Here is a 20,814-nt window from a genome sequence, read left to right as displayed (position 1 = left end):
GGATCGCCGGGACAAGCCCGGCGATGATGGAGGTGTGGGTGACGCCGCGGGTCAGAACATCGCCTCATCCATCGCCATCACCGGCCCGGCACCGGCGAGGATCTTCGCATGCAGTGCCGCCGAATCCGGCAGCACGCGCTGCATGTAGAAGCGCGCGGTGGCGAGCTTGGCGCGGTGGAACGCATCATTGCTCTTGGGCAGCGACACCTCCGCCGCGCGGGCGAAGAGATAGGCGACCGCGGTCAAGGCGAAGAGCCGCATGTAGTCGACCGCCGCCGCACCCGTTTCTTCCGGATGCAGGCCCGCCCGCTCGCGGATCATCCGTGTCGAGTCCTCCAGCAGGTCGAAGCTCGCGGCCAGCGGCTCCACGAATTCGGCCAGCGCCTCGTCGCCCTCATGGCGTTCGACGAAGCCCTGCACCGGCACGGCGAAATGGTGGAACAGGTCGAGGTGCAGCACCTTGCGCCCCAGCAGGTCCATCGCCTGCACGCCATTGGTGCCCTCGTAGATCGGCGTGATGCGCACGTCGCGCAGATATTGCTCCTGGCCATTGGCGCGAATGAAGCCGTGCCCACCCAGCACCTGCACGCCGAGATTGGCCACCTCGACGCCGCAGTCGGTGAGGAAGGCCTTCACCACCGGCGTCATCAGCTGCACCATGGCATCGGCCTTGGCGCGCACCTCCGCATCGCCATGCCGCTCGCTCACGTCGAGGGCCTGCGCCGTCCACAGCGCCAGCATGCGGCAGCCTTCGGTCAAGGCGCGCTGCGTCATCAGCATGCGGCGCACGTCGGGGTGGACGATGATCGGGTCGGCGGGCTTTGCCGCATCGCGCGCGCCCGACGGCGCACGGCCCTGCAGCCGCTCTCGCGCATAGGCCACCGCATTCTGGTAGGAAGCCTCGGCAATGGCGAGGCCATGGATGCCGACGGCGATACGCTCGGTGTTCATCATGGCGAACATGGCCTTCAGGCCCTGGTTCGCCTCGCCCATCAGCCAGCCGGTGGCGCCGTCGAAATTCATCACGCAGGTGGGGCAGCCATGGATGCCCATCTTGTGCTCGACGGAGCCGCAGGAGACGGCATTGCGCGCGCCCAGCGCGCCAGCGGCATCGACCAGGAATTTCGGCACGACGAACAGGCTGATGCCCTTCGTCCCCTTCGGCGCATCCGGCAGCCGCGCCAGCACGAGATAGATGATGTTCTCGGTCAGGTCATGCTCGCCCGCCGAGATGAAGATCTTGGTGCCGGTGAGCGCATAGGAGCCATCGCCCTTCGGCATGGCCTGGGTCTTCAGCAATCCGAGGTCGGTGCCGCAATGCGCCTCGGTCAGGCACATGGAACCCGCCCATTCGCCGCTTGCCAGCTTCGGTGCATAAAGCGCCTTCTGCTCCGCGCTGCCATGCTGGGCGAGTGCCACATAGGCGCCGCGCGTGAGCCCGGGAAACAGGCCGAAGGACAGGTTCGCGCCGTTGAGCATCTCCTCGAACAGGAAGTTCACCATGTGCGGCATGCCCTGCCCGCCGTGTTCCGGGCTCGCGGTGAGTGCGGGCCAGCCGCCTTCGACGAGTTGCGCGTAAGCTTGCCTGAAGCCCTTCGGCGTCGTCACCGTGCCATTGTCGAAATGCACGCCCTCCTCGTCGGCCGTGCGATGCAGCGGATAGAGCACTTCGGAGGAGAACCGTGCCGACTGCTCCAGCACAGCGGCGATCACGTCGCGCGTGCAGTGTTCGAAGCCAGGGAGCTGCGCATGGCTCTCGAAGTCGAGAAGCTCGTAGAGGGTGAAGAGGTGGTCGGCGATCGGCGGGGCAAAGACAGGCATGCCCCGGATTTCAGCACTCCACCACGTTCACCGCAAGGCCGCCGGTGGAGGTCTCCTTATACCGCTCGCTCATGTCGAGCCCCGTCTGGCGCATGGTTTCCACACAGGTGTCGAGCGGCACGAAATGCGTGCCGTCACCGCGCAGCGCCAGCGAGGCCGCCGTGACGGCCTTCACCGCACCGAAGGCATTGCGCTCGATGCAGGGCACCTGCACGAGGCCGCCCACGGGATCACACGTCATGCCAAGGTGATGCTCGAGCGCGATCTCGGCTGCGTTCTCCACCTGCTCGTTCGTGCCACCCAGCGCCGCGCACAGACCGGCGGACGCCATGGCCGAGGCCGAGCCCACCTCGCCCTGGCAGCCCACTTCGGCACCCGAGATCGAGGCATTGTGCTTGATGAGGCCGCCGATTGCCGCAGCGGCGAGCAGGAAGGTGCGGATGCCCTTCTCGTCGGCGCCAAGGCAATGGTCGAGGTAATAGCGGATGGTGGCGGGGATCACGCCCGCCGCGCCATTGGTGGGCGCGGTGACGACCTTGCCGCCTGCCGCATTCTCCTCGTTCACCGCCATGGCATAGACCGAGAGCCAGTCCATCAGCTGGTGCGGCTGGATGGCGTTGTTGCCCTTCTCTTCCTTCAGCCGCTTGTAGATCTCTGCGGCCCGGCGCTTCACCTTGAGCCCGCCCGGCAGCGTGCCGGTCTGGCGAAGCCCACGGTTCATGCAGTCGCGCATGGCGTGCCAGATGCGGTCGAGATTGGCGTCGAGCTGGTCCGGCGTCTGCGCCACCTGTTCGTTGGCGCGCTTCATCGCGACGATCGAAAGGCCGGAGCGCCTGCCCATCTCCAGCATCTCGGCCGCGGTGCGGAACGGGTATGGCACGTCGACGGACGGCTTTTCGCTCTTGCCCGCGGCGATGCTCTGGGCGCGCTCGGCCTCGGTCTGCACGAAGCCGCCGCCGATCGAGAAATAGGTTTCCGAGAGCAGCACGTTGTTGTCGTCGTCGAGGATGCGGAACACCATGCCATTGGCATGGCCCTTCAGCGCCGGCCCGAAGTCGAAGATCACGTCGGTCGCCGGGTTGAAGGCCACCGCGAAGTCATCGCCGATCTGGATGCGCCCGATCTCCGCCATCTGGCGCAGCACGTCGTCCACCCGGTCGGGGTCCATGGTCTGCGGCCGCTCTCCGGCAAGCCCCAGGATCACGGCGCGGTCGGTGCCGTGCCCCTTGCCGGTGAAGGCGAGCGAGCCATGCAGCGTCACCGTCAGCCGCCCGGTGCGCGGGAGCGAGGCGGCGGAGGCGAGGGCCAGGAACCGCTCGGCCGCCACCATCGGCCCCACCGTGTGGGAGGAGGAGGGGCCGATGCCGATCTTGAAGATGTCGAAGACGGAGAGGAACATAGCAACCAGAAATCATTGTTCGGAACCGGCAGCATAGCCGGATCTGCCGCCTTTTGCGCCATAAACGTCTGGCTGGCGGGTCGGCACACCCCCACAGTTCGTCACCCCAGCGAAAGCTGGGGCCCAGCTTTCCCCGTGACGGCCGCCCGAAGCGGGGCCCCGGCCTTCGCCGGGGTGACGATACGGAGGAGGGACGAGGCTCGAAGGTTAGGCTGGTCCCCACCCAGGCAACTCAACCTCCGGATATTGAACGGTTGCACAACCGGGCGTAATGTCGAAAACAATCGATTTCACAATTCACGTCCAAGGAACCCCCAATGTCGCTCCGCAAATGGCTGTCCATCGGCCTGCTCCTGGCCCTCCCCCTCGTCGCCGCTCCGCAGCTGAGCCTGGTCGGGACTGGATCGGCGACGGCCGCCACCGCCCAGGTCGACCTCAACACGGCCAGCCTCGAGGAGCTTCAGGCGCTCCCCGGCATCGGGCCGGTCAAGGCCAAGGCCATCGTCGAGGGTCGCCCCTACAAATCCTTCAAGGACTTCGAGTCGCGCAACATCGTCGCCCCTGCCGTGGCGGATAAGCTCAAGGGCCAGGTCACGGTGGCCAAGGCCAAGCCCACGGCCGCCGAAGCAGCGGCACCGGCCGAAAGGATCGACCTCAACACCGCCACGGTGGACGAGCTGCAGTCGCTCCCCGGCATCGGGCCCGCCAAGGCCAAGGCCATCGTCGAGGGCCGCCCATACAAGTCGCTGAAGGATTTCGAGGCCCGCAACATCGTCGCGGCCTCCACCGTCGAGAAGTTCAAGGGCGACGTGACCGTCACCAAGCCGAAGCCGGTGGCGGCGGACACGCCCGAGGAAAGGAACGTGCCGGAGCCCACCGGCAAGATCGACCTCAATTCGGCAACGCCTGAGGAACTCGAGGTGCTGCCGGGTGTTGGCCCGGCACGCGCCAAGGCCATCGTGGACGGGCGCCCCTATGCCTCGCTCGCCCAGTTCGAGCAGAAGGCCGTCATCCCGGCGGGCGTCTTCGACAAGTTCAAGAGCGCCACCGAGGTCGTGGCGGTATCCGGCAAGGCCGCCGCCGCGCCGGGTACGCCGGGCCGCGAGGCCGCCCAGAAGCGCATCCGCATGTGCGGTGCCAAGTGGCGCGGTGCCAAGGCGGAGGGCAAGATCCCCGAGGGCATCACCTGGCCGCAGTTCTGGAGCCAGTGCAACATCGCGCTGAAGAACCGGGGCTACTGAGCCGCCTTTTCCGCCCGGGGTGGCCGAACGCCGCCCGCCATTCCGGAATTGCAGTTCCCGCCCTCCCCTGCCCGTGCTCAAATACCGGGCAGGGAGCTGACGAGGGGACTGAGGCCACCATGATTGCCGTGCTTTTCGGCGTGTTTGCCGCGCTGTGCTGGTCGATCCATGACGTGATCGCGCGGTCGATCGCCGGTTCGGTGGGCGGCTTCCGCACGGCAGCCTGGGTCATGGTGTCGGGCTTCATCGTGCTGTCGGCCTATGTGCTGTGGGATGGCTCGGTGTGGCAGGCCTCCGGCCCCGCCATCTTCTCCGGGCTGCTGCTGGGCTTCGCCTATGGCTTCGGCGTGGGCGGGCTGTTCAAGGCCTTCAGCCTCGGCCCGGTGTCGCTGGTGGGCCCGATCACGGCGGGCTACCCCGTGCTGGCGGTCTTGTGGGGCGTTTTCAACGGGTTGGAGCCGACGGCCCTGCAATGGGCCTGTGTCGGGGCCACCCTGCTCGGCGCCATCATCGTGGCGCGTTCGGGAGAGCCCGATGGCGGCATCAATGCCGTGGCTCCGGGCAAGATGCCGGCACTGCTGTTCTTCGCCGTCATGGCTGTGCTGGGCTATTCCTCCTCCATCGTGCTGGGCCAGCAGGCGGCGCTGAGCGTGGGCGAGGTGGATGCCACCTGGCTGTCGCGCCCCGTCGCCCTGCTGGTGCTGCTGCCGTTCGCCTTCCTCGATGGCAAGCGCTCCGTGCTGACCCGCAACCAGTGGATCGGCATCTTCGTCATGGGAACGCTGGATGTGTTCGGGGTGATCGCCGTCAACGCCTCCGGCCATTTTCCGGGCAAGGAGTTCGCCGGCATCGGCATTTCGGCCTATGGCGCGCTCTCGGTGATCATGGCGATGATCTTCCTCCGGGAAAAAGTCTCCCCCGGGCAGTGGGTGGGACTCGCCATGATCGTCACTGCCGTGGCAACAATGTCGGTGACCCAGAATTGACGTGTCAGAATTGACTTGGATAAATCAACTCCCCTGATTTATCCTTGGGTCGACACGGCAGGACCCGAGAGCGACAGATGATCAAGCCAGCCCCGCGCGGCACCGACCCCGAGACGATCCGCGCCGAAATCCTCGAGAAGCTCGCCTATTCGGTGGGGAAGGACCCCGCCGTGGCCAAGCGCCATGATTGGCTCAACGCCACCATCCTGGCACTGCGTGACCGGATCATCGACCGCTGGATGGAGTCGACCAAGCGCGCCTACCAGGCCAAGTCCAAGCGCGTCTATTACCTGTCGCTGGAGTTCCTGGTGGGGCGCCTGCTGCGCGATGCGATGAGCAACCTGCAACTCACCGCCGCTTTCACCGAGGCGCTCGCCGGGCTCAACGTCGACATCGACCTCGTCGAGGCACTGGAGCCCGATGCGGCATTGGGCAATGGCGGCCTCGGCCGTCTCGCCGCCTGTTTCATGGAGAGCATGGCGAGCCTCGACATCCCGGCCTATGGCTATGGCATCCGCTACAATCACGGCCTGTTCCGCCAGAAGATCACCGATGGCTGGCAGGTTGAACTGCCGGAGAACTGGCTCGAGCACGGCAACCCCTGGGAATTCCCGCGCCGCGAGGCCGCCTACGAGATCGGCTTCGGCGGCCAGGTGGTGCCCGGCATCGACCAGAACAACCGCCACCAGCGGCGCTGGAAACCGGCCGAGAAGCTCATCGCGTCGGCCTGCGACACGCCCATGGTGGGCTGGCGCGGCAGGCGGGTGAACACGCTGAGGCTCTGGACGGCGCGCGCCCCGGACCCCATCCGCCTCGATGCCTTCAACAGCGGCGACTATGCGGCGGCATTGTCGGAGAGCAACAAGGCGGAGATCATCACCCGCGTCCTTTATCCCGCCGATTCAACGCCGGCGGGGCAGGAGCTGCGGCTGAGGCAGGAGTATTTCTTCACCTCCGCCTCGCTGCAGGACATCATCCGCCGCCACATGCAGCAGTATGACGACATCCGGCTGCTGGCGGACAAGGTGGCGATCCAACTCAACGACACCCACCCCGCGGTGGCGGTCGCCGAGCTGATGCGCATCCTGGTCGATCATCATGGGCTGGACTGGGAGCAGGCCTGGGAGATCACCAGGGCGGCGATCGGCTACACCAACCACACTCTGTTGCCGGAAGCACTGGAGAGCTGGCCCGTCCACCTCTTCGAACACGTGTTGCCGCGGCACATGCAGATCATCTACGGCATCAACGCAAAACTCATCGCGGATGCACAGAAGAGCAACTTTTCCAGCGATGACTTTCTCGCCTCCGTGTCCCTGATCGACGAGCATAACGGGCGCCGGGTGCGCATGGGGCAGCTTGCCTTCGTCGGCGCGCATTCGATCAATGGCGTCTCCGCGCTCCACACCGAACTGATGCAGCAGAGCGTGTTCCGCGACTTGAACAAACTCTACCCCGGCCGCATCAACAACAAGACCAACGGCATCACGCCCAGGCGCTGGCTTCTCGAGGCAAATCCGCAGCTTACGGCACTCCTGAACGATGCCGTCGGCGCCAATGTGATGGATGATGCCACGGTTCTGACGAAAGCGGCGCGCTTTGCATCGGATGCCGCGTTCCAGCAGCGCTTCGCCGCGATCAAGCGGCACAACAAGGATGAGCTCGCCAACCTCATCTCGGCGCGGATGGGACTGAAGGTCGATCCGGCAGCGATGTTCGACGTGCAGGTGAAGCGCATCCACGAATACAAGCGCCAGCTGCTCAACATCCTGGAAACAATCGCTCTTTACAACGCGATCCGCGCCCACCCGGAGCGACCCTGGGCGCCGCGCGTCAAGATCTTCGCAGGCAAGGCGGCGGCGAGCTATGCGCAGGCGAAGCTCATCATCAAGCTGGTCAACGACGTGGCGCAGGTCGTCAACAACGACCCGGACATCCGCGATCTCCTCAAGGTCGTGTTCATCCCGAACTACAATGTGAGCCTCGCCGAAGTCATTGTTCCCGCGGCCGATTTGTCGGAACAAATCTCCACCGCCGGCATGGAGGCCTCGGGCACAGGCAACATGAAGTTCGCCCTCAATGGCGCGCTCACCATCGGCACGCTCGATGGTGCGAACGTCGAGATGCTGGAGCATGTGGGCTCCGACAACATCTTCATCTTCGGTCTGACGGCTGCGGAAGTTGATGAAAGACGTCGCATTGGCGTTGATGTTGTTGCACTTCTGGATGCTGTTCCGGAGCTCCGGATCGTGCTCGACCAACTCGGCTCCGGCGTGTTCTCGCCGGGCGATGCAAACCGCTACCGGCCCATCGTCGACAGCATCACCCATGGCGACTGGTTCATGGTGGCCTCCGACTTCAACGCCTATGCCGCAGCGCAGCGCGCGGTCGACGGACTGTGGCGGCGGACCCAGGACTGGACGGAGAAGTCGATCCTCAATACGGTGAACATGGGCTGGTTCTCGTCCGACCGGACGATCCGGGAATATGCCCGCGACATCTGGACCGTGCCCACCCCTTAAGGAGGCGGACGACCCATGGCCGACCCGGACTGGACACTGCCCGCCGCCGAGGTGGAGGCCATCGTATCGGGTCGACACGGTGACCCCTTCGCGGTGCTCGGCCTGCATGAGGCCGGCACGGAGTGGGTGGCCCGCGCCTTCGTGCCGGGGGCCGAAGAACTGGAAGTCCTCGACAGGGACGGCAAGCGGCTCGTCTGGCTGCCGCGCCGGCACGCCGCAGGCTTCTTCGAGGGCCCGCTGCCGGTGTCCGGCCGCCAGACGCTGGGCTACCTCGCGCGCAATCAAGGCGGCAGCTGGACGGTGATCGACCCCTATCTGCTGGGACCGGTGCTGGGGCCGCTCGATGACCATTACATCGGCGAGGGCAACCACCTGCGCCTCCATGACCGGCTGGGCGCCCACCCGATGCGGCACGAGGGACACGAGGGGGTGCATTTCGCGGTCTGGGCGCCCAATGCCTCACGCGTCTCCGTGGTCGGCGACTTCAATGGCTGGGACGGGCGGCGCCATGTGATGCGCAAGCGGCGCGACACGGGCGTGTGGGAAATCTTCATCCCCGGCGCGCATGAGGGGCAGTGCTACAAGTTCGAACTGCTCGACAGCGCAGGAAAGCTTCTGCCGCTGAAGAGCGACCCCTTCGGCTTCTCGGCCGAGATGCGGCCCAAGACGGCCTCGAAGGTGGCGCGCACCGACAATTTCCAGTGGGAAGACAAGGGCTACCTCGACCGCCGCCGGACGATCGACCAGCGGCGCGCGCCGATGTCGATCTACGAGGTGCATCTCGGTTCCTGGCGGCGCTGGGATGACGGGCGCTTCCTCACCTATGAGGAGCTGGCCGACACGCTGATCCCCTATGTGACCGAGATGGGCTTCACCCATATCGAGCTGCTGCCGGTCAGCGAGCACCCGTTCGATCCGTCCTGGGGCTACCAGCCGACGGGGCTCTATGCGCCGACCTCGCGCTTCGGCGACCCGGCGGGTTTTGCCCGCTTCGTCGACAGGGCGCACCGTTCCGGCATCGGCGTGATCCTCGACTGGGTGCCCGCCCATTTCCCGACCGACGAGCATGGCCTGGCGCGCTTCGACGGCACCGCACTCTACGAGCACGAGGACCCGCGGCAGGGCTTCCACCCCGACTGGAACACCGCGATCTATAATTTCGGACGGCGCGAGGTCTCGTCCTTCCTGCTCAACAACGCGCTCTACTGGCTCGAGCGCTATCACGTCGATGGCTTGCGCGTCGATGCCGTGGCCTCGATGCTCTATCTCGATTACTCGCGGAAAGAGGGCGAGTGGATTCCCAACGAGCATGGCGGGCGCGAGAACCTCGAGGCTATCGCCTTCCTGCAACGCGTGAACCACGAGGCCTATGGGCAGAACCCCGGCATCGTGACCATCGCGGAGGAATCGACCGCCTTTCCCGGCGTGTCGAAGCCCACCAGTGCGGGCGGCCTCGGCTTCGGCTTCAAGTGGAACATGGGCTTCATGCATGACACGCTCTCCTACCTGAAGCGGGAGCCCATTCACCGCAAGCACCACCAAAACGAGCTGACCTTCGGGCTGCTCTATGCCTTCTCGGAGAATTTCGTGCTGCCGCTGTCCCATGACGAGGTGGTGCATGGCAAGGGCTCGCTCTTGAACAAGATGGCGGGCGATGCGTGGCAGAAATTCGCCAGCCTGCGCGCCTACTACGCCTTCATGTGGGGATATCCCGGCAAGAAGCTCTTGTTCATGGGGCAGGAATTCGCACCCTGGGGCGAGTGGTCGGAGGCACGGAGCCTCGACTGGAACCTGCTGGAACACGCGCCGCACCATGGCGTGCAGTCGCTGGTGCGCGACCTGAACCATGTCTATCGCGGCACGCCGGCACTGCATGCGCGCGACTGCGAGCCCGAGGGCTTCGAATGGCTGACGGCGGATGACAAGGAAAACTCCGTCTTCGCCTGGGCGCGCCATTCGGGAGACGGGCACCCCATCGTGGTGGTGGTGAGCAACTTCACCCCCGTGCCGCGGACGGGCTATGCCCTGCCCTTCCCCGTGGCCGGGCGCTGGCGCGAACTGATCAACACGGATGCCCACATCTATGGCGGCAGCGACATGGGCAACATGGGGGCGGTGGTGGCCGAGCCCGAGCCGCTGAACGGCAAGCCCGCACAGGCAATCGTGACCTTGCCTCCGCTCGCAACCTTGTATTTCATGCAGGATGGATAGGGACGCAGGATCAGGCTCTTCCCACCTCGTCCCCCTCCCCCTTGCGGGGAGGGGTGGGGGTGGGGGTCGCGCCACGTGGCAGACCTTCGTGGAGAACGGTCCGGCATCACCCCCACCCCTGCCCCTCCCCACAAGGGGGAGGGGATGACAAGATGGACGCAGAGGGAGGACGGCCATGGCACAGAGACGGACAGGACCGCTGGCGCGCGATGCGATGGCCTATGTGCTGGCGGGCGGACGCGGCAGCCGGCTGATGGAGCTGACCGACCGGCGCGCCAAGCCCGCCGTGCCCTTCGGCTGCAAGTCGCGCATCATCGACTTCGCACTGTCGAACGCGCTCAATTCGGGCATCAGGCGCATCGGGGTCGCGACGCAATACAAGGCGCACAGCCTGATCCGCCACATGCAGCGCGGCTGGAACTTCTTCCGCCCCGAGCGCAACGAGAGCTTCGACATCCTGCCCGCCTCGCAGCGCGTTTCCGAGGACCAGTGGTATGCCGGGACGGCGGACGCGGTGTACCAGAACCTCGACATCATCCTGAGCTATGGCCCGCAATACATGGTGATCCTGGCCGGCGACCACATCTACAAGATGGACTATGAGCTGATGCTGCAGCAGCACGTCAACTCCGGCGCCGACGTCACCATCGGCTGCCTCGAGGTGCCGCGCATGGAAGCGACGGGCTTCGGCGTGATGGCGGTGGACGAGCAGGACCGCATCACCGCCTTCGTGGAAAAGCCCAAGGACCCGCCGGCCATTCCCGGCAACCCGGAGATGGCGCTGGCCTCGATGGGCATCTATGTGTTCGAGACGGCGAAACTGGCGCAATGGCTGCGCGAGGATGCCGCGAACCCCGCTTCGAGCCGCGACTTCGGCAAGGACATCATTCCCTTCCTCGTCGCCAACGGCAAGGCGGTGGCGCACCGCTTCACTGCGAGTTGCGTGCGTTCCGAATACGAGACGGAATCCTACTGGCGCGACGTCGGCACGGTCGATGCCTATTGGGAGGCCAACATCGACCTGACGGAGACCCTGCCCGCACTCGACCTCTATGACACCGAATGGCCGATCTGGACCTACTCCGAGGTGACACCGCCCGCCAAGTTCGTGCATGACCTCGAGGGGCGGCGCGGCTCCGCCGTGGCCTCGCTGGTCTCCGGCGGCTGCATCGTGTCGGGGGCTTCCATCAAGCGCACCATGCTGTCGCCCAATGTGCGGGTGAATTCCTTCTCGTCGCTGGAGGAGGCGGTGGTGCTGCCGTCCGTCCACATCGAGCGCAATGTGAGCCTGAAGAAGGTGGTGATCGACACCAGCGTGCGCATCCCCGAGGGCCTCGTCGTCGGCGAGGACCCGGAGCTCGACGCCAAGCGCTTCCGCCGCACGGCGAGCGGCATCTGCCTCATCACCCAGCCGATGATCGACCGCCTGACGTCATGAAGGTTCTCTCTGCCGCGTCCGAACTCTTTCCGCTGGTGAAGACCGGCGGGCTGGCCGATGTGACCGGCGCGCTGCCGGCGGCGCTCGGCCAGCAGGGTGTTGCGGTGACCACCATCGTGCCCGGATATCCGGCCGTGATGGCGGCGCTGGAAAGGCCAGCGGCTTTCCATGCCTATGCCGATCTCTTCGGCGGCCCCGCACAGCTGATCCGCGGCACGGCCCATGGCCTCGACATCATCGCCATCGATGCGCCGCATCTCTTCGACCGGCCGGGCAACCCCTATCTCGGCAAGGACGGCAAGGACTGGCCGGACAACGCGCAGCGCTTCGCCGCGCTGGCCAGGGCGGCGGCCGAGGTCGCTGGCGGCATCAACCCGCGTTACCGCGCCGACGTGCTGCACTGCCATGACTGGCAGGCGGCCCTCGGCCCCGTCTATACGCGCTTCCTCGGCGGCCCCAGGAGCGTGATGACGGTGCACAACATCGCCTTCCAGGGCCAGTTCCCGGCCACGGTGTTCGGCCTGCTGGGCCTGCCGCAACAGGCCTTCGCCATCGACGGCGTCGAGTATTACGGCAATGTCGGCTACCTGAAGGGCGGACTTGCGACAGCCGATGCGATCACCACGGTGAGCCCGACCTATGCGCAGGAGATCTGCACGCCGGAATATGGCATGGGGCTCGACGGGCTGCTGCGCGCCAGGCGGAACGTGCTGCGCGGCATCGTCAACGGCATCGACACCGATGTGTGGGACCCGGAGAGCGACAGGCGCATTCCCCAGACCTATGGGGCGAGGAGCCTGAAGAAGCGCGAGGCCAACAAGCGGGCCCTCGAGGCGCGCTTCAAGCTGGAGCCCGGCGACGGCCTCATCCATGGCGTGGTGAGCCGGCTGACCTGGCAGAAGGGCATGGACATCTTCGCCGCGAGCCTCGATGCCCTGGTTGCGACGGGTGCCAGGCTGGCACTGCTGGGCACCGGCGAGACGGCGATCGAGAATGCGATCTTCGAGGCCTCCCTGCGGCACCCCGGACGGATCGGCATCATCGTCGGCTATGACGAGGACCTGTCGCACCTGATGCAGGCGGGAGCCGACACCATCCTCGTGCCATCGCGCTTCGAGCCCTGTGGCCTGACGCAGCTCTATGGCCTGCGCTATGGCTGCGTGCCGGTGGTGGCGCGCACCGGGGGCCTCAACGACACGGTGATCGACGCCAATGATGCCGCCTTGCAGGCGGAGGTTGCCACCGGCTTCCAGTTCGCACCCGTCGACGAGGCGACGCTGGAACATGCGCTGGGCCGTGTTGCCGAGTGCCATGCCAACCCGAAACTGTGGCGCGGGCTGCAGAAGCGCGGCATGGAACAGGACGTTTCATGGGCGCGCAGTGCCGCGGCCTATGCCCAGCTCTACCGCAATCTCGTGAAGGCCTGAGTCACATGATCCTCACCGTCGCCACCACGCCCTTCGAGGGCCAGAAGCCCGGCACATCGGGCCTGCGCAAGAAAGTGCCCGTGTTTGCCGAGCCGCATTATGCGGAGAACTTCATCCAGTCGATCTTCGATTCGCTCGAAGGCTTCCAGGGCCAGACGCTGGTGATCGGCGGCGATGGCCGCTACTTCAACAAGGACGTCATCCAGACGGCAATCCGCATGGCGGCGGCCAATGGTTTCGGCCGGGTGATGGTGGGGCAGAACGGATTGCTCTCCACGCCTGCGGCCTCGAACCTCATCCGCAAGTACAAGGCCTTCGGCGGCATCATCCTTTCGGCGAGCCACAATCCCGGCGGGCCGGATGGCGATTTCGGCATCAAGTACAATGCGGGCAATGGCGGGCCGGCGCCCGAGAAGCTGACCGACGCGATCTACGCGCGGACGAAGACGATCAGCAGCTATCGCATCACCACATCGCCGGATGTCGATCTCGGCCGCATCGGCGAGACCCGACTGGGCAGCATGGTGGTGGAGGTTGTCGACCCCGTCACCGATTATGCGCAGCTGATGCAGGCGCTGTTCGACTTCGATGCGATCCGCGCGCTGATCGCCACCGGCTTCACCATGAAATTCGACGCCATGGGGGCGATCACCGGGCCATACGCGCAGCGCATCCTCGAGGACATGCTGGGCTTCCCGAAGGGCACGGTGATGAACGGGACACCGCTTCCGGATTTCGGCGGGCACCACCCGGACCCGAACCTGGTCCATGCCAAGGAACTCGTCGACCTCGTCATGCCGGAGGGTGGGCCGGATTTCGGTGCGGCCTCCGATGGCGATGGCGACCGCAACCTGATCATCGGGCGCGGCATGTATGTGACACCATCCGACTCGCTTGCGATCCTCGCGGCCAATGCGACGCTGACGCCGGGCTATCGACAAGGCCTTTCCGGCATCGCGCGTTCCATGCCGACGAGCTGTGCCGCCGACCGCGTGGCGGAGAAGCTGAAGATCGGCTGTTACGAGACGCCGACGGGCTGGAAGTTCTTCGGCAACCTGCTCGATGCCGGCATGGCGACGCTGTGCGGCGAGGAGAGCTTCGGCACGGGCTCGAACCATGTGCGCGAAAAAGACGGACTGTGGGCGGTGCTGATGTGGCTCAACATCCTCGCGAAGCGGCGCGAGAGCGTTGCCGATATCGTGACGGGGCATTGGGCGGCGTTCGGGCGGAACTTCTATTCGCGCCACGACTACGAAGAGGTCGACGCGGAGGCTGCCAACGGGCTGATGCAGGCGCTGCGCGAGAAGCTGCCATCGCTCGCCGGGCAGAACGGCATCGCAACGGCGGATGACTTCGCCTATGACGACCCGGTCGACGGCTCACGCACCACGAAGCAGGGCATCCGGCTGATCTTCGCCGACGGCTCACGCATCATCTATCGCCTGTCGGGCACCGGCACGGCGGGTGCGACCCTGCGCGTCTATATCGAGCGCTACGAGCCGCATGCCGGCTTTCATGGGGTCGAGACGCAACAGGCACTCTCCGACCTGATCGCGCTGTCGCGCTCCATCGCCGAAATCGAACAACGCACCGGCCGCGCCGCGCCGACGGTGATCACCTGACAGACGCAGCCCGACCCTTTCCGCTCGGCGTGACGCCTTCGGCCGAGGGCGCGAACGCCGCCGTGGTGTCGCGCCACGCGGAGCGGGTGTTCGTGTCGCTCTTCGAGGGCGGGGCGGAGGTGGCGCGGGTGCCGCTGACGCAGCGCCTGGGCGATGTGCACTATGGCGTCGTTCCGGGGCTGATCGAGGGCACGCGATACGGGCTTCGTGCCGAGGGGCCGTGGGCGCCGAAGCGGGGACTTCGCTTCGACCGCGAGAAGCTGCTGCTCGACCCCTATGCGACACAGCTCACCGGCGCCTTCCGGCACCTGCCGGAGCTGATGCAGCGCGGGGTGGAGACGCAGCACCTCGTGCCCAAGGCGATTGCCGGTCACGTGCCTGCTGACGCTCAGGCGCTGCCGCCGCAGCGGCCGGAATTCATCTATGAAATCCCGGTGCGCGGCTTCACCATGCTGCACCCGCATGTGCCGCCGGAGAAGCGCGGCACGGTGGCGGCACTGGCGGAGCCGGTGATCATCGAGCACCTGAAGCGGCTCGGCGCCGACACGGTGGAACTGATGCCGCTGGCCGCCTGGATCGACGAACGGCACCTGCCGGCGCTGGGGCTGTCCAACAGCTGGGGCTACAATCCGGTGAGCTTCCTCGCACCCGATCCACGCCTCGCGCCCGGGGGCCTCGCGGAAATCCGTGCCACCGTCGACGCGCTGCATGCGGCGGGGATCCGCGTGGTGCTGGACGTGGTGCTGAACCATACGGGCGAGAGCGACGTCTACGGCACCACCCTGTCGCTGCGCGGGCTGGACGAGGCGCTATACTACGCGCGCGCGGGCGAGGTGCTGATCAATGACACGGGCTGCGGCAATACGCTGGCCCTCGATGAGCCTGCGGTGATGCAGCTCGCCATGGACAGCTTGCGCAGCTGGGCGATGCGCACGGGGATCGACGGCTTCCGCTTCGACCTCGCGACGGTGATGGGCCGCACGGCATCCGGCTTTTCTCCGCGGGCGCCGCTGCTCGCGGCCATCGAGCAGGACCCGCTGCTGTCGCGGCTGACCATGATCGCCGAGCCCTGGGACGTGGGGCCCGGCGGCTACCAGCTCGGGCACTTCCCGCCGCGCTGGCAGGAGTGGAACGACCGCTACCGCGACGAGGTGCGGCGCTTCTGGCGGGGCGACCCAGGAGCCGGGGGCTTCGCCACGCGCATCGCCGGATCCTCCGACATCTTCGGCGGACAGCACCGGCCTCCGTCGGCCGGCATCAACTTCATCGCGGCGCATGACGGCTTCACGCTGCACGACTGCGTGACCTATGCCGCGAAGGACAATCATGCCAATGGCGAGGACAACCGCGACGGCAATGCGCATGAGCCCTCCTGGCCAGGCGGTGACGCCCGCGCGCTGCTGGCGACACTGTTCCTGTCGCGCGGCACGCCGATGCTCACCGCGGGCGACGAGTTCGGCCGCAGCCAGGGCGGCAACAACAATGCCTATGCGCAGGATAACGAGATCACCTGGCTGGACTGGGCCCGCGCCGACGAGCGGCTCATCGGCTTCACCGCCGCCCTGGTCCATCTGCGCCGGGCGCTTTCGCCGTTCCTTGCCGATCACTTCCTGACGCAGGACACGGCGCAGTGGTTCGGCGCCGATGGTGCTGGCATGGACTGGCAGGATGCGCAGGCCACGGTGCTGGGGCTTCTGCTCACCGCGGGCGCCAGGCGGCTGGCGCTGGTGTTCAACCGCGGCGAGGCGCGTGCACTGGTGTTGCCGAAGCGCGAGGGACGGCGGTGGACGCGGCTGTTCTGCTCGGCAGGAGGCGAGGAACTGCCCGCGCGCTCCGTCTGCGTCTTCGCCGAGGAGCGCATCGCGTCGCAGGGTGTTGCCGATGCCGAGGTCGCGGCGCTGGCCGTGGCGGCGGGCATCGAACCCGAGTGGTGGGAGGTCGATGGCACGCACCACCGCGTCAGCCTCGAGACGCAGCGCGCGCTGCTCTCCGCGATGGGGCTCGGCTTCGCGACGGGAGACGACATCGAGCACGCGCAGGCGGTGCTGGCGCGGCCGAGGCCGGTGATCACCAGTCCCGGCACCTGCTTCGTGCCCGACGACATCGCGTCGGGCGACAAGGTGTTCGGGCTGGCATCGCACCTCTATGCGCTGCGGCATGGGAACAGCGAGGGCATCGGCGACTTTGCCACGCTGCAGCATTTCGCGGCGCTGACCGCGCGCATCGGCGGGCGCCATGCGGGGCTCAATCCGCTGCACCACATGTTTCCGTCCGACCGCAGCCGGGCGAGCCCCTACCAGCCGTCGGACCGGCATTACGTCGACCCGATCTACATCTCGATCGAGAGACTGCTGTCCGGGCTGGCGCTGCCGCGGACGGCGGCGCTGGCGCGCGACGCACGCGCCGCCTTCGCACGGTTCGATGCCTTGCCGCTGGTCGACTATGCCGCAGTGTGGGAGGCCAAGGCGCGGCTGCTGGAGAGCGCCTTCGCGGAATTTCCCGGAAGCCCGGCCTTCGACGCCTTCGTGGCGGCGGGCGGCGAACAGCTGGCGGCGCATGGCCGCTTCGAGGCGCTGCGCATGGGCGAGCAGCCGACGCCACAGCGCATCGCCTATCGCGCCTTCCTGCAATGGGTGGCGGATGGGCAGCTGGCGGAGGCGGCGCGGCACGGGAACCTTTATGGCGACCTCGCCCTCGGCTGCGCCTTCGATGGCGGCGAGCTTGCCGCCAACCCTGCGGCCTTCGCCCGGGGCGTATCCATCGGCGCGCCGCCGGACCCGTTCTCGGCGGCGGGGCAGGTGTGGAACCTGCCGCCCTTTTCGCCCCTTGCGCTCGATGCCCTTGGAATGGAGCCGATACGCCGCGTCATTGCCGCCAGCATGCGCCACGCCGCGGCCCTGCGGATCGACCATGTGCTGGGCCTGGCGCGGCAATTCTGGGTGCCGGAGGGAGCGGAAGGCCGCTTCGGCGCCTATGTGCGCTTTCCCCTCGATGCACTGCTTGCGGTGACGGCCATGGAAAGCCGGCGCCACCGCTGCCTCGTGGTCGGCGAAGACCTCGGCACGGTGCCGGGCGGCCTGCGCGAGAGGCTCGCGGCGGCGAAGATCTTCTCCTACCGCGTGCTGTGGTTCGAGCGCGAGGGTGCCGGCTTCAAGCCCGCGGAGGCCTATCCGCAGCGGGCGCTGGCCTGCCTCGCCTCGCATGACCTGCCCACCTTCATGGGCTGGCGCGCCGGGCGCGACATCGAGATCGCGCAGGCCATCGGCCAGATCGATGCGGCGGAGGCGGCCGCGCGCAAGGCGGAACGGCGGGAGGAGGAGCGGCTGCTGGGCGCGCGCACCGGATATGCCGGGGAAGATGACCTTGCGGCGAGCGCCGCGGCCCACCGCTTCGTGGCCGGCACGCCGGCGCAGATCATGCTGGTGCAGGCCGATGACCTGGCGGGCGAGCGCGACCCGCTGAACGTGCCCGGCACCGACCGCGAATGGCCCAATTGGCGCCGCCGCGTGCAGGTGCCGGTGGAGGAACTGGCGCAGGGCCCGCTGGCGCGTGGCATTCTGGACGCCGTGAAGCAGGAGCGAGAGGCATGAAGCGCCGCGTGGTGATCGACAAGGTGGAACCGCTGTCGCACCGCTGGGCGAAGCTCGACCGCTATACCATCCGCTACCAGCGCAGCGATGGCCGGGAGGACGTTCTGGAGCGCGAGGTGCATGACCATGGCCATGGCGCCACGGTGCTGCCCTATGACGCGAGGCGGGGCACGGTGCTGCTGGTGCGGCAGTTCCGCCTGCCCGCCTATCTCCACGACCATGACGGCTTCCTGATCGAGGCCTGTGCGGGGCTTCTCGATGGCGATGACCCGGCGCAATGCGCCAAGCGCGAGGCGGAGGAGGAGCTGGGCTTTCGCCTCGCCAACCTGCGCTTCATGACCACGGTTTACATGACGCCCGGCGCGGTGACCGAGCGCCTGTCGCTGTTCATTGCCGATTACGACCACGATGCGCGCGTGGGTGCTGGTGGCGGGGAGGCGCATGAGGGCGAGGACATCGAGGTTCTCGAAATGGCCTTCGACGCGATGCGCCGCCTGGTGCAGGAGGGGCGCATCATCGATGCCAAGACGGTGATGCTCAGCCTGTTCCTCGAGCGCGAACTTGGCCTTCCGCCGTTGTGACGCCGTCGCTGCGCAGGACGCGCAGCGTGCCGCTGTCCCATGTGACGCCGAAGCGGGCACCGGCAAAGAGCGGGGCCAGGCAGCGGTAATCGAAGCGTTGCGGCACATAGCCCAGCTTGTCGGCCGCGAGGTTGAGCATCAGCGCCGCCTGCAGGGGGCCATGGACGAGCAGGTCCGGGTAGCCCTCCGCTTGGGCGTGGCGCAGATCATAGTGGATGCGGTGACCGTTGAAGGTGAAGGCCGAGAAGCGGAACAGCAGCAGCGGCGTGGCATCGACCTGCCATTCGGCGGCGATCTTCTGCGGCGGCCCGAGGGGCGGCACGCCGCCCGCCGGCGGATCGCGGAAGACGAGGTCCTGGCGTTCGCGGATGGCGGTGCCGTTGCCATCGGCAATGTCATGCTCGACCGAAACGAGATGCATGGCCCCGCTGCTGCCCTGCTTGGCCTCGATCCGGGTGATGGTCGAGGTGCGGATCACCAGCGCGCCATGGCGCAAGGGCCGCAGCGTCTCGATGGAGCCCCCTGCCCACATGCGGCGCGGCTGCGCAATGGGCGGCAGGAACAGGCCCTTGAGTTCGGCGCCATCGGGGCCGGTCTCTTCCGCCTCGGGCGTCACCGGCGCCAGGCCGAAATGCAGGCCAGGGGGCGCAATGCGATCTCCCGGCTCGAACAGGAAGGGCGCCATCGTCGCATGGTACTTGTCGAACAGGCGCTGGGTGAGCGTGTCGATGCGCGTGGCGCTGCGGCCGATCCAATCCGTGAAGTCTTCCATCAGTAGGACCTCGGCAGGCCGAGCACATGCTCGGCGAGATGAGACAGGATGAGATTGGTGGAGACGGGCGCCACCTGGTAGAGCCGCGTTTCGCGGAACTTGCGCTCGATGTCGAAATCCTCGGCGAAGCCGAAGCCGCCATGGGTCTGGATCGCCACGTTGGCAGCCTCGAAGCTGGCATCGGCCGCCAGCATCTTGGCCATGTTGGCCTCGGGGCCACAGGGTTCATCCGCCTCGAACTTGCGCAGCGCCTCCGCCACCATCAGGCCGGCGGCGCGCATGTTGGCATAGGCCCTGGCGATGGGAAACTGGATGCCCTGGTTCTGGCCGATGGGGCGGCCGAAGACCACGCGCTCCTTGGCATAGGCCGTGGACCTGGCGATGAACCAGCGCGCGTCACCCACGCATTCGGCGGCGATCAGGATGCGCTCGGCATTCATGCCGGAGAGGATGTAGCGGAAGCCTTCGCCCTCCGTGCCAATGAGGTTTTCCGCGGGCACCGGCACGTCGTCGAAGGTGATCGTGGTGGTGGCGTGGTTCATCATGGTGCGGATGGGCGCGATGCTCAAGCCGTTCTGCTTCGCCTCATGCATGTCGAGCAGGAAGACGGAGAGGCCCGCAGTGCGCTTCATGCCTTCGGTGACCGGCGCGGTGCGGGCGAGCAGGATCATCAGGTCGGAATGCTCCGCCCGGCTGGTCCAGATCTTGGCGCCCCTGATGATGTAGCGATTGCCGTCACGCCGCGCTGTCGTGGTGATCGAGGCCGTGTCGGTGCCGCTGCCGGGCTCGGTGACGCCGAAGGCCTGCAGGCGCAGCTCGCCGGATGCGATGCGCGGCAGGTACTTGCGCTTCTGGCCCTCGCTGCCGTGGCGAAGCAGCGTGCCCATCACATACATCTGCGCATGGCAGCTCGCACCGTTGCAGCCTGCGGCCTGGATCTCCTCGAGGATCGCCGCGGCGGCGCCGAGCGGCAGGCCGGAGCCGCCATAGGCTTGCGGAATGAGCGCAGCGAGGAAGCCCGCGCGCGTCAGCTCCGCCACGAAAGCCGCCGGATAGGCGCGGTCGCGGTCCAGCGCGCGCCAGTAGCTGCCGGGATAGGCCTCGCACAACTTGGCGACGGAGGCGCGAATGTCGTCATGCATCATGGGTTGAGGATAGGGCTTGGCGCGGGGCGGCTTCAAGTGGCAGACCTCACATGTTATGG

General features: G+C 67.0%; 13 protein-coding genes. 9 read left to right on the top strand and 4 right to left on the bottom strand.

Features of this window, described 5'->3' with window-relative positions:
* Positions 1-51: 51 nt before the first annotated feature.
* Positions 52-1,821 (bottom strand): acyl-CoA dehydrogenase C-terminal domain-containing protein, encoded by a 1,770-nt coding sequence (locus tag DK847_RS11940; RefSeq protein ID WP_111198748.1) that lies wholly within the window; start codon positions 1,819-1,821, stop codon positions 52-54.
* 10 nt (positions 1,822-1,831) lie between these two features.
* The gene (locus DK847_RS11935; protein WP_111198747.1) at positions 1,832-3,220 is read right to left on the bottom strand and encodes an L-serine ammonia-lyase; all 1,389 of its coding nucleotides are present in this window, start codon (positions 3,218-3,220) and stop codon (positions 1,832-1,834) included.
* A 317-nt stretch (positions 3,221-3,537) separates the two neighbouring features.
* On the opposite strand from DK847_RS11935, the gene DK847_RS20785 reads away from it, so the two are divergent.
* From DK847_RS20785 to DK847_RS11880, 9 genes are all read left to right on the top strand, one after another.
* Complete coding sequence (locus DK847_RS20785; RefSeq protein WP_193548197.1) at positions 3,538-4,461, top strand: ComEA family DNA-binding protein; 924 nt, start codon at positions 3,538-3,540, stop codon at positions 4,459-4,461.
* A 119-nt stretch (positions 4,462-4,580) separates the two neighbouring features.
* Positions 4,581-5,447, top strand: coding sequence for a DMT family transporter (locus DK847_RS11915; RefSeq protein WP_111198746.1), 867 nt, complete (start codon positions 4,581-4,583; stop codon positions 5,445-5,447).
* A 77-nt stretch (positions 5,448-5,524) separates the two neighbouring features.
* The gene (locus tag DK847_RS11910; protein ID WP_111198745.1) at positions 5,525-7,969 is read left to right on the top strand and encodes a glycogen/starch/alpha-glucan phosphorylase; all 2,445 of its coding nucleotides are present in this window, start codon (positions 5,525-5,527) and stop codon (positions 7,967-7,969) included.
* A gap of 15 nt (positions 7,970-7,984) precedes the next feature.
* On the top strand, positions 7,985-10,180 hold the full coding sequence (gene glgB, locus DK847_RS11905; RefSeq protein WP_111198744.1) for a 1,4-alpha-glucan branching protein GlgB: 2,196 nt from the start codon (positions 7,985-7,987) through the stop codon (positions 10,178-10,180).
* A 175-nt stretch (positions 10,181-10,355) separates the two neighbouring features.
* Positions 10,356-11,618, top strand: coding sequence for a glucose-1-phosphate adenylyltransferase (glgC, locus tag DK847_RS11900; protein WP_111198743.1), 1,263 nt, complete (start codon positions 10,356-10,358; stop codon positions 11,616-11,618).
* Complete coding sequence (gene glgA, locus DK847_RS11895; RefSeq protein WP_111198742.1) at positions 11,615-13,045, top strand: glycogen synthase GlgA; 1,431 nt, start codon at positions 11,615-11,617, stop codon at positions 13,043-13,045. Before glgC ends, glgA begins: the two co-directional genes overlap by 4 nt.
* A 5-nt stretch (positions 13,046-13,050) precedes the next feature.
* Positions 13,051-14,667 carry an alpha-D-glucose phosphate-specific phosphoglucomutase gene (locus DK847_RS11890; RefSeq protein ID WP_111198741.1) on the top strand — a complete coding sequence of 539 codons (1,617 nt, stop codon included), beginning with the start codon at positions 13,051-13,053 and terminating at the stop codon, positions 14,665-14,667.
* Entirely contained in the window at positions 14,664-18,257 is a 3,594-nt protein-coding gene (gene glgX, locus DK847_RS11885) for a glycogen debranching protein GlgX (RefSeq protein WP_111198740.1), read from the top strand. Before DK847_RS11890 ends, glgX begins: the two co-directional genes overlap by 4 nt.
* Positions 18,254-18,838: an NUDIX domain-containing protein gene (locus tag DK847_RS11880; RefSeq protein WP_111198739.1), complete on the top strand. Its 585-nt coding sequence runs from the start codon at positions 18,254-18,256 to the stop codon at positions 18,836-18,838. Before glgX ends, DK847_RS11880 begins: the two co-directional genes overlap by 4 nt.
* Here the strand turns inward: DK847_RS11880 and DK847_RS11875 are convergent.
* Positions 18,795-19,610 carry an HTD2 family dehydratase gene (locus DK847_RS11875; protein WP_111198738.1) on the bottom strand — a complete coding sequence of 272 codons (816 nt, stop codon included), beginning with the start codon at positions 19,608-19,610 and terminating at the stop codon, positions 18,795-18,797. The genes DK847_RS11880 and DK847_RS11875 overlap by 44 nt on opposite strands.
* On the bottom strand, positions 19,610-20,755 hold the full coding sequence (locus DK847_RS11870) for an acyl-CoA dehydrogenase family protein (RefSeq protein WP_111198737.1): 1,146 nt from the start codon (positions 20,753-20,755) through the stop codon (positions 19,610-19,612). The genes DK847_RS11875 and DK847_RS11870 overlap by 1 nt, the downstream gene beginning before the upstream one ends.
* Positions 20,756-20,814 lie beyond the last annotated feature (59 nt).

This window comes from Aestuariivirga litoralis (assembly GCF_003234965.1).
Lineage (GTDB): Bacteria > Pseudomonadota > Alphaproteobacteria > Rhizobiales > Aestuariivirgaceae > Aestuariivirga > Aestuariivirga litoralis.
Note: the sequence above shows the minus strand (reverse complement) of the source record. Positions and strands in the feature narration are given on the sequence as shown.

What these genes read in the sequence shown, in the direction of transcription:
- DK847_RS11880 (WP_111198739.1), top strand. Translation starts at nt 18,254, where the DNA reads ATGAAGCGCCGCGTGGTGATCGACAAGGTGGAACCGCTGTCGCACCGC.
- DK847_RS11940 (WP_111198748.1), bottom strand. Translation starts at nt 1,821, where the DNA reads ATGCCTGTCTTTGCCCCGCCGATCGCCGACCACCTCTTCACCCTCTAC.
- glgB (WP_111198744.1), top strand. Translation starts at nt 7,985, where the DNA reads ATGGCCGACCCGGACTGGACACTGCCCGCCGCCGAGGTGGAGGCCATC.
- DK847_RS11915 (WP_111198746.1), top strand. Translation starts at nt 4,581, where the DNA reads ATGATTGCCGTGCTTTTCGGCGTGTTTGCCGCGCTGTGCTGGTCGATC.
- DK847_RS11935 (WP_111198747.1), bottom strand. Translation starts at nt 3,220, where the DNA reads ATGTTCCTCTCCGTCTTCGACATCTTCAAGATCGGCATCGGCCCCTCC.
- DK847_RS11910 (WP_111198745.1), top strand. Translation starts at nt 5,525, where the DNA reads ATGATCAAGCCAGCCCCGCGCGGCACCGACCCCGAGACGATCCGCGCC.
- glgC (WP_111198743.1), top strand. Translation starts at nt 10,356, where the DNA reads ATGGCACAGAGACGGACAGGACCGCTGGCGCGCGATGCGATGGCCTAT.
- DK847_RS11890 (WP_111198741.1), top strand. Translation starts at nt 13,051, where the DNA reads ATGATCCTCACCGTCGCCACCACGCCCTTCGAGGGCCAGAAGCCCGGC.
- DK847_RS11875 (WP_111198738.1), bottom strand. Translation starts at nt 19,610, where the DNA reads ATGGAAGACTTCACGGATTGGATCGGCCGCAGCGCCACGCGCATCGAC.
- DK847_RS11870 (WP_111198737.1), bottom strand. Translation starts at nt 20,755, where the DNA reads ATGATGCATGACGACATTCGCGCCTCCGTCGCCAAGTTGTGCGAGGCC.
- DK847_RS20785 (WP_193548197.1), top strand. Translation starts at nt 3,538, where the DNA reads ATGTCGCTCCGCAAATGGCTGTCCATCGGCCTGCTCCTGGCCCTCCCC.
- glgA (WP_111198742.1), top strand. Translation starts at nt 11,615, where the DNA reads ATGAAGGTTCTCTCTGCCGCGTCCGAACTCTTTCCGCTGGTGAAGACC.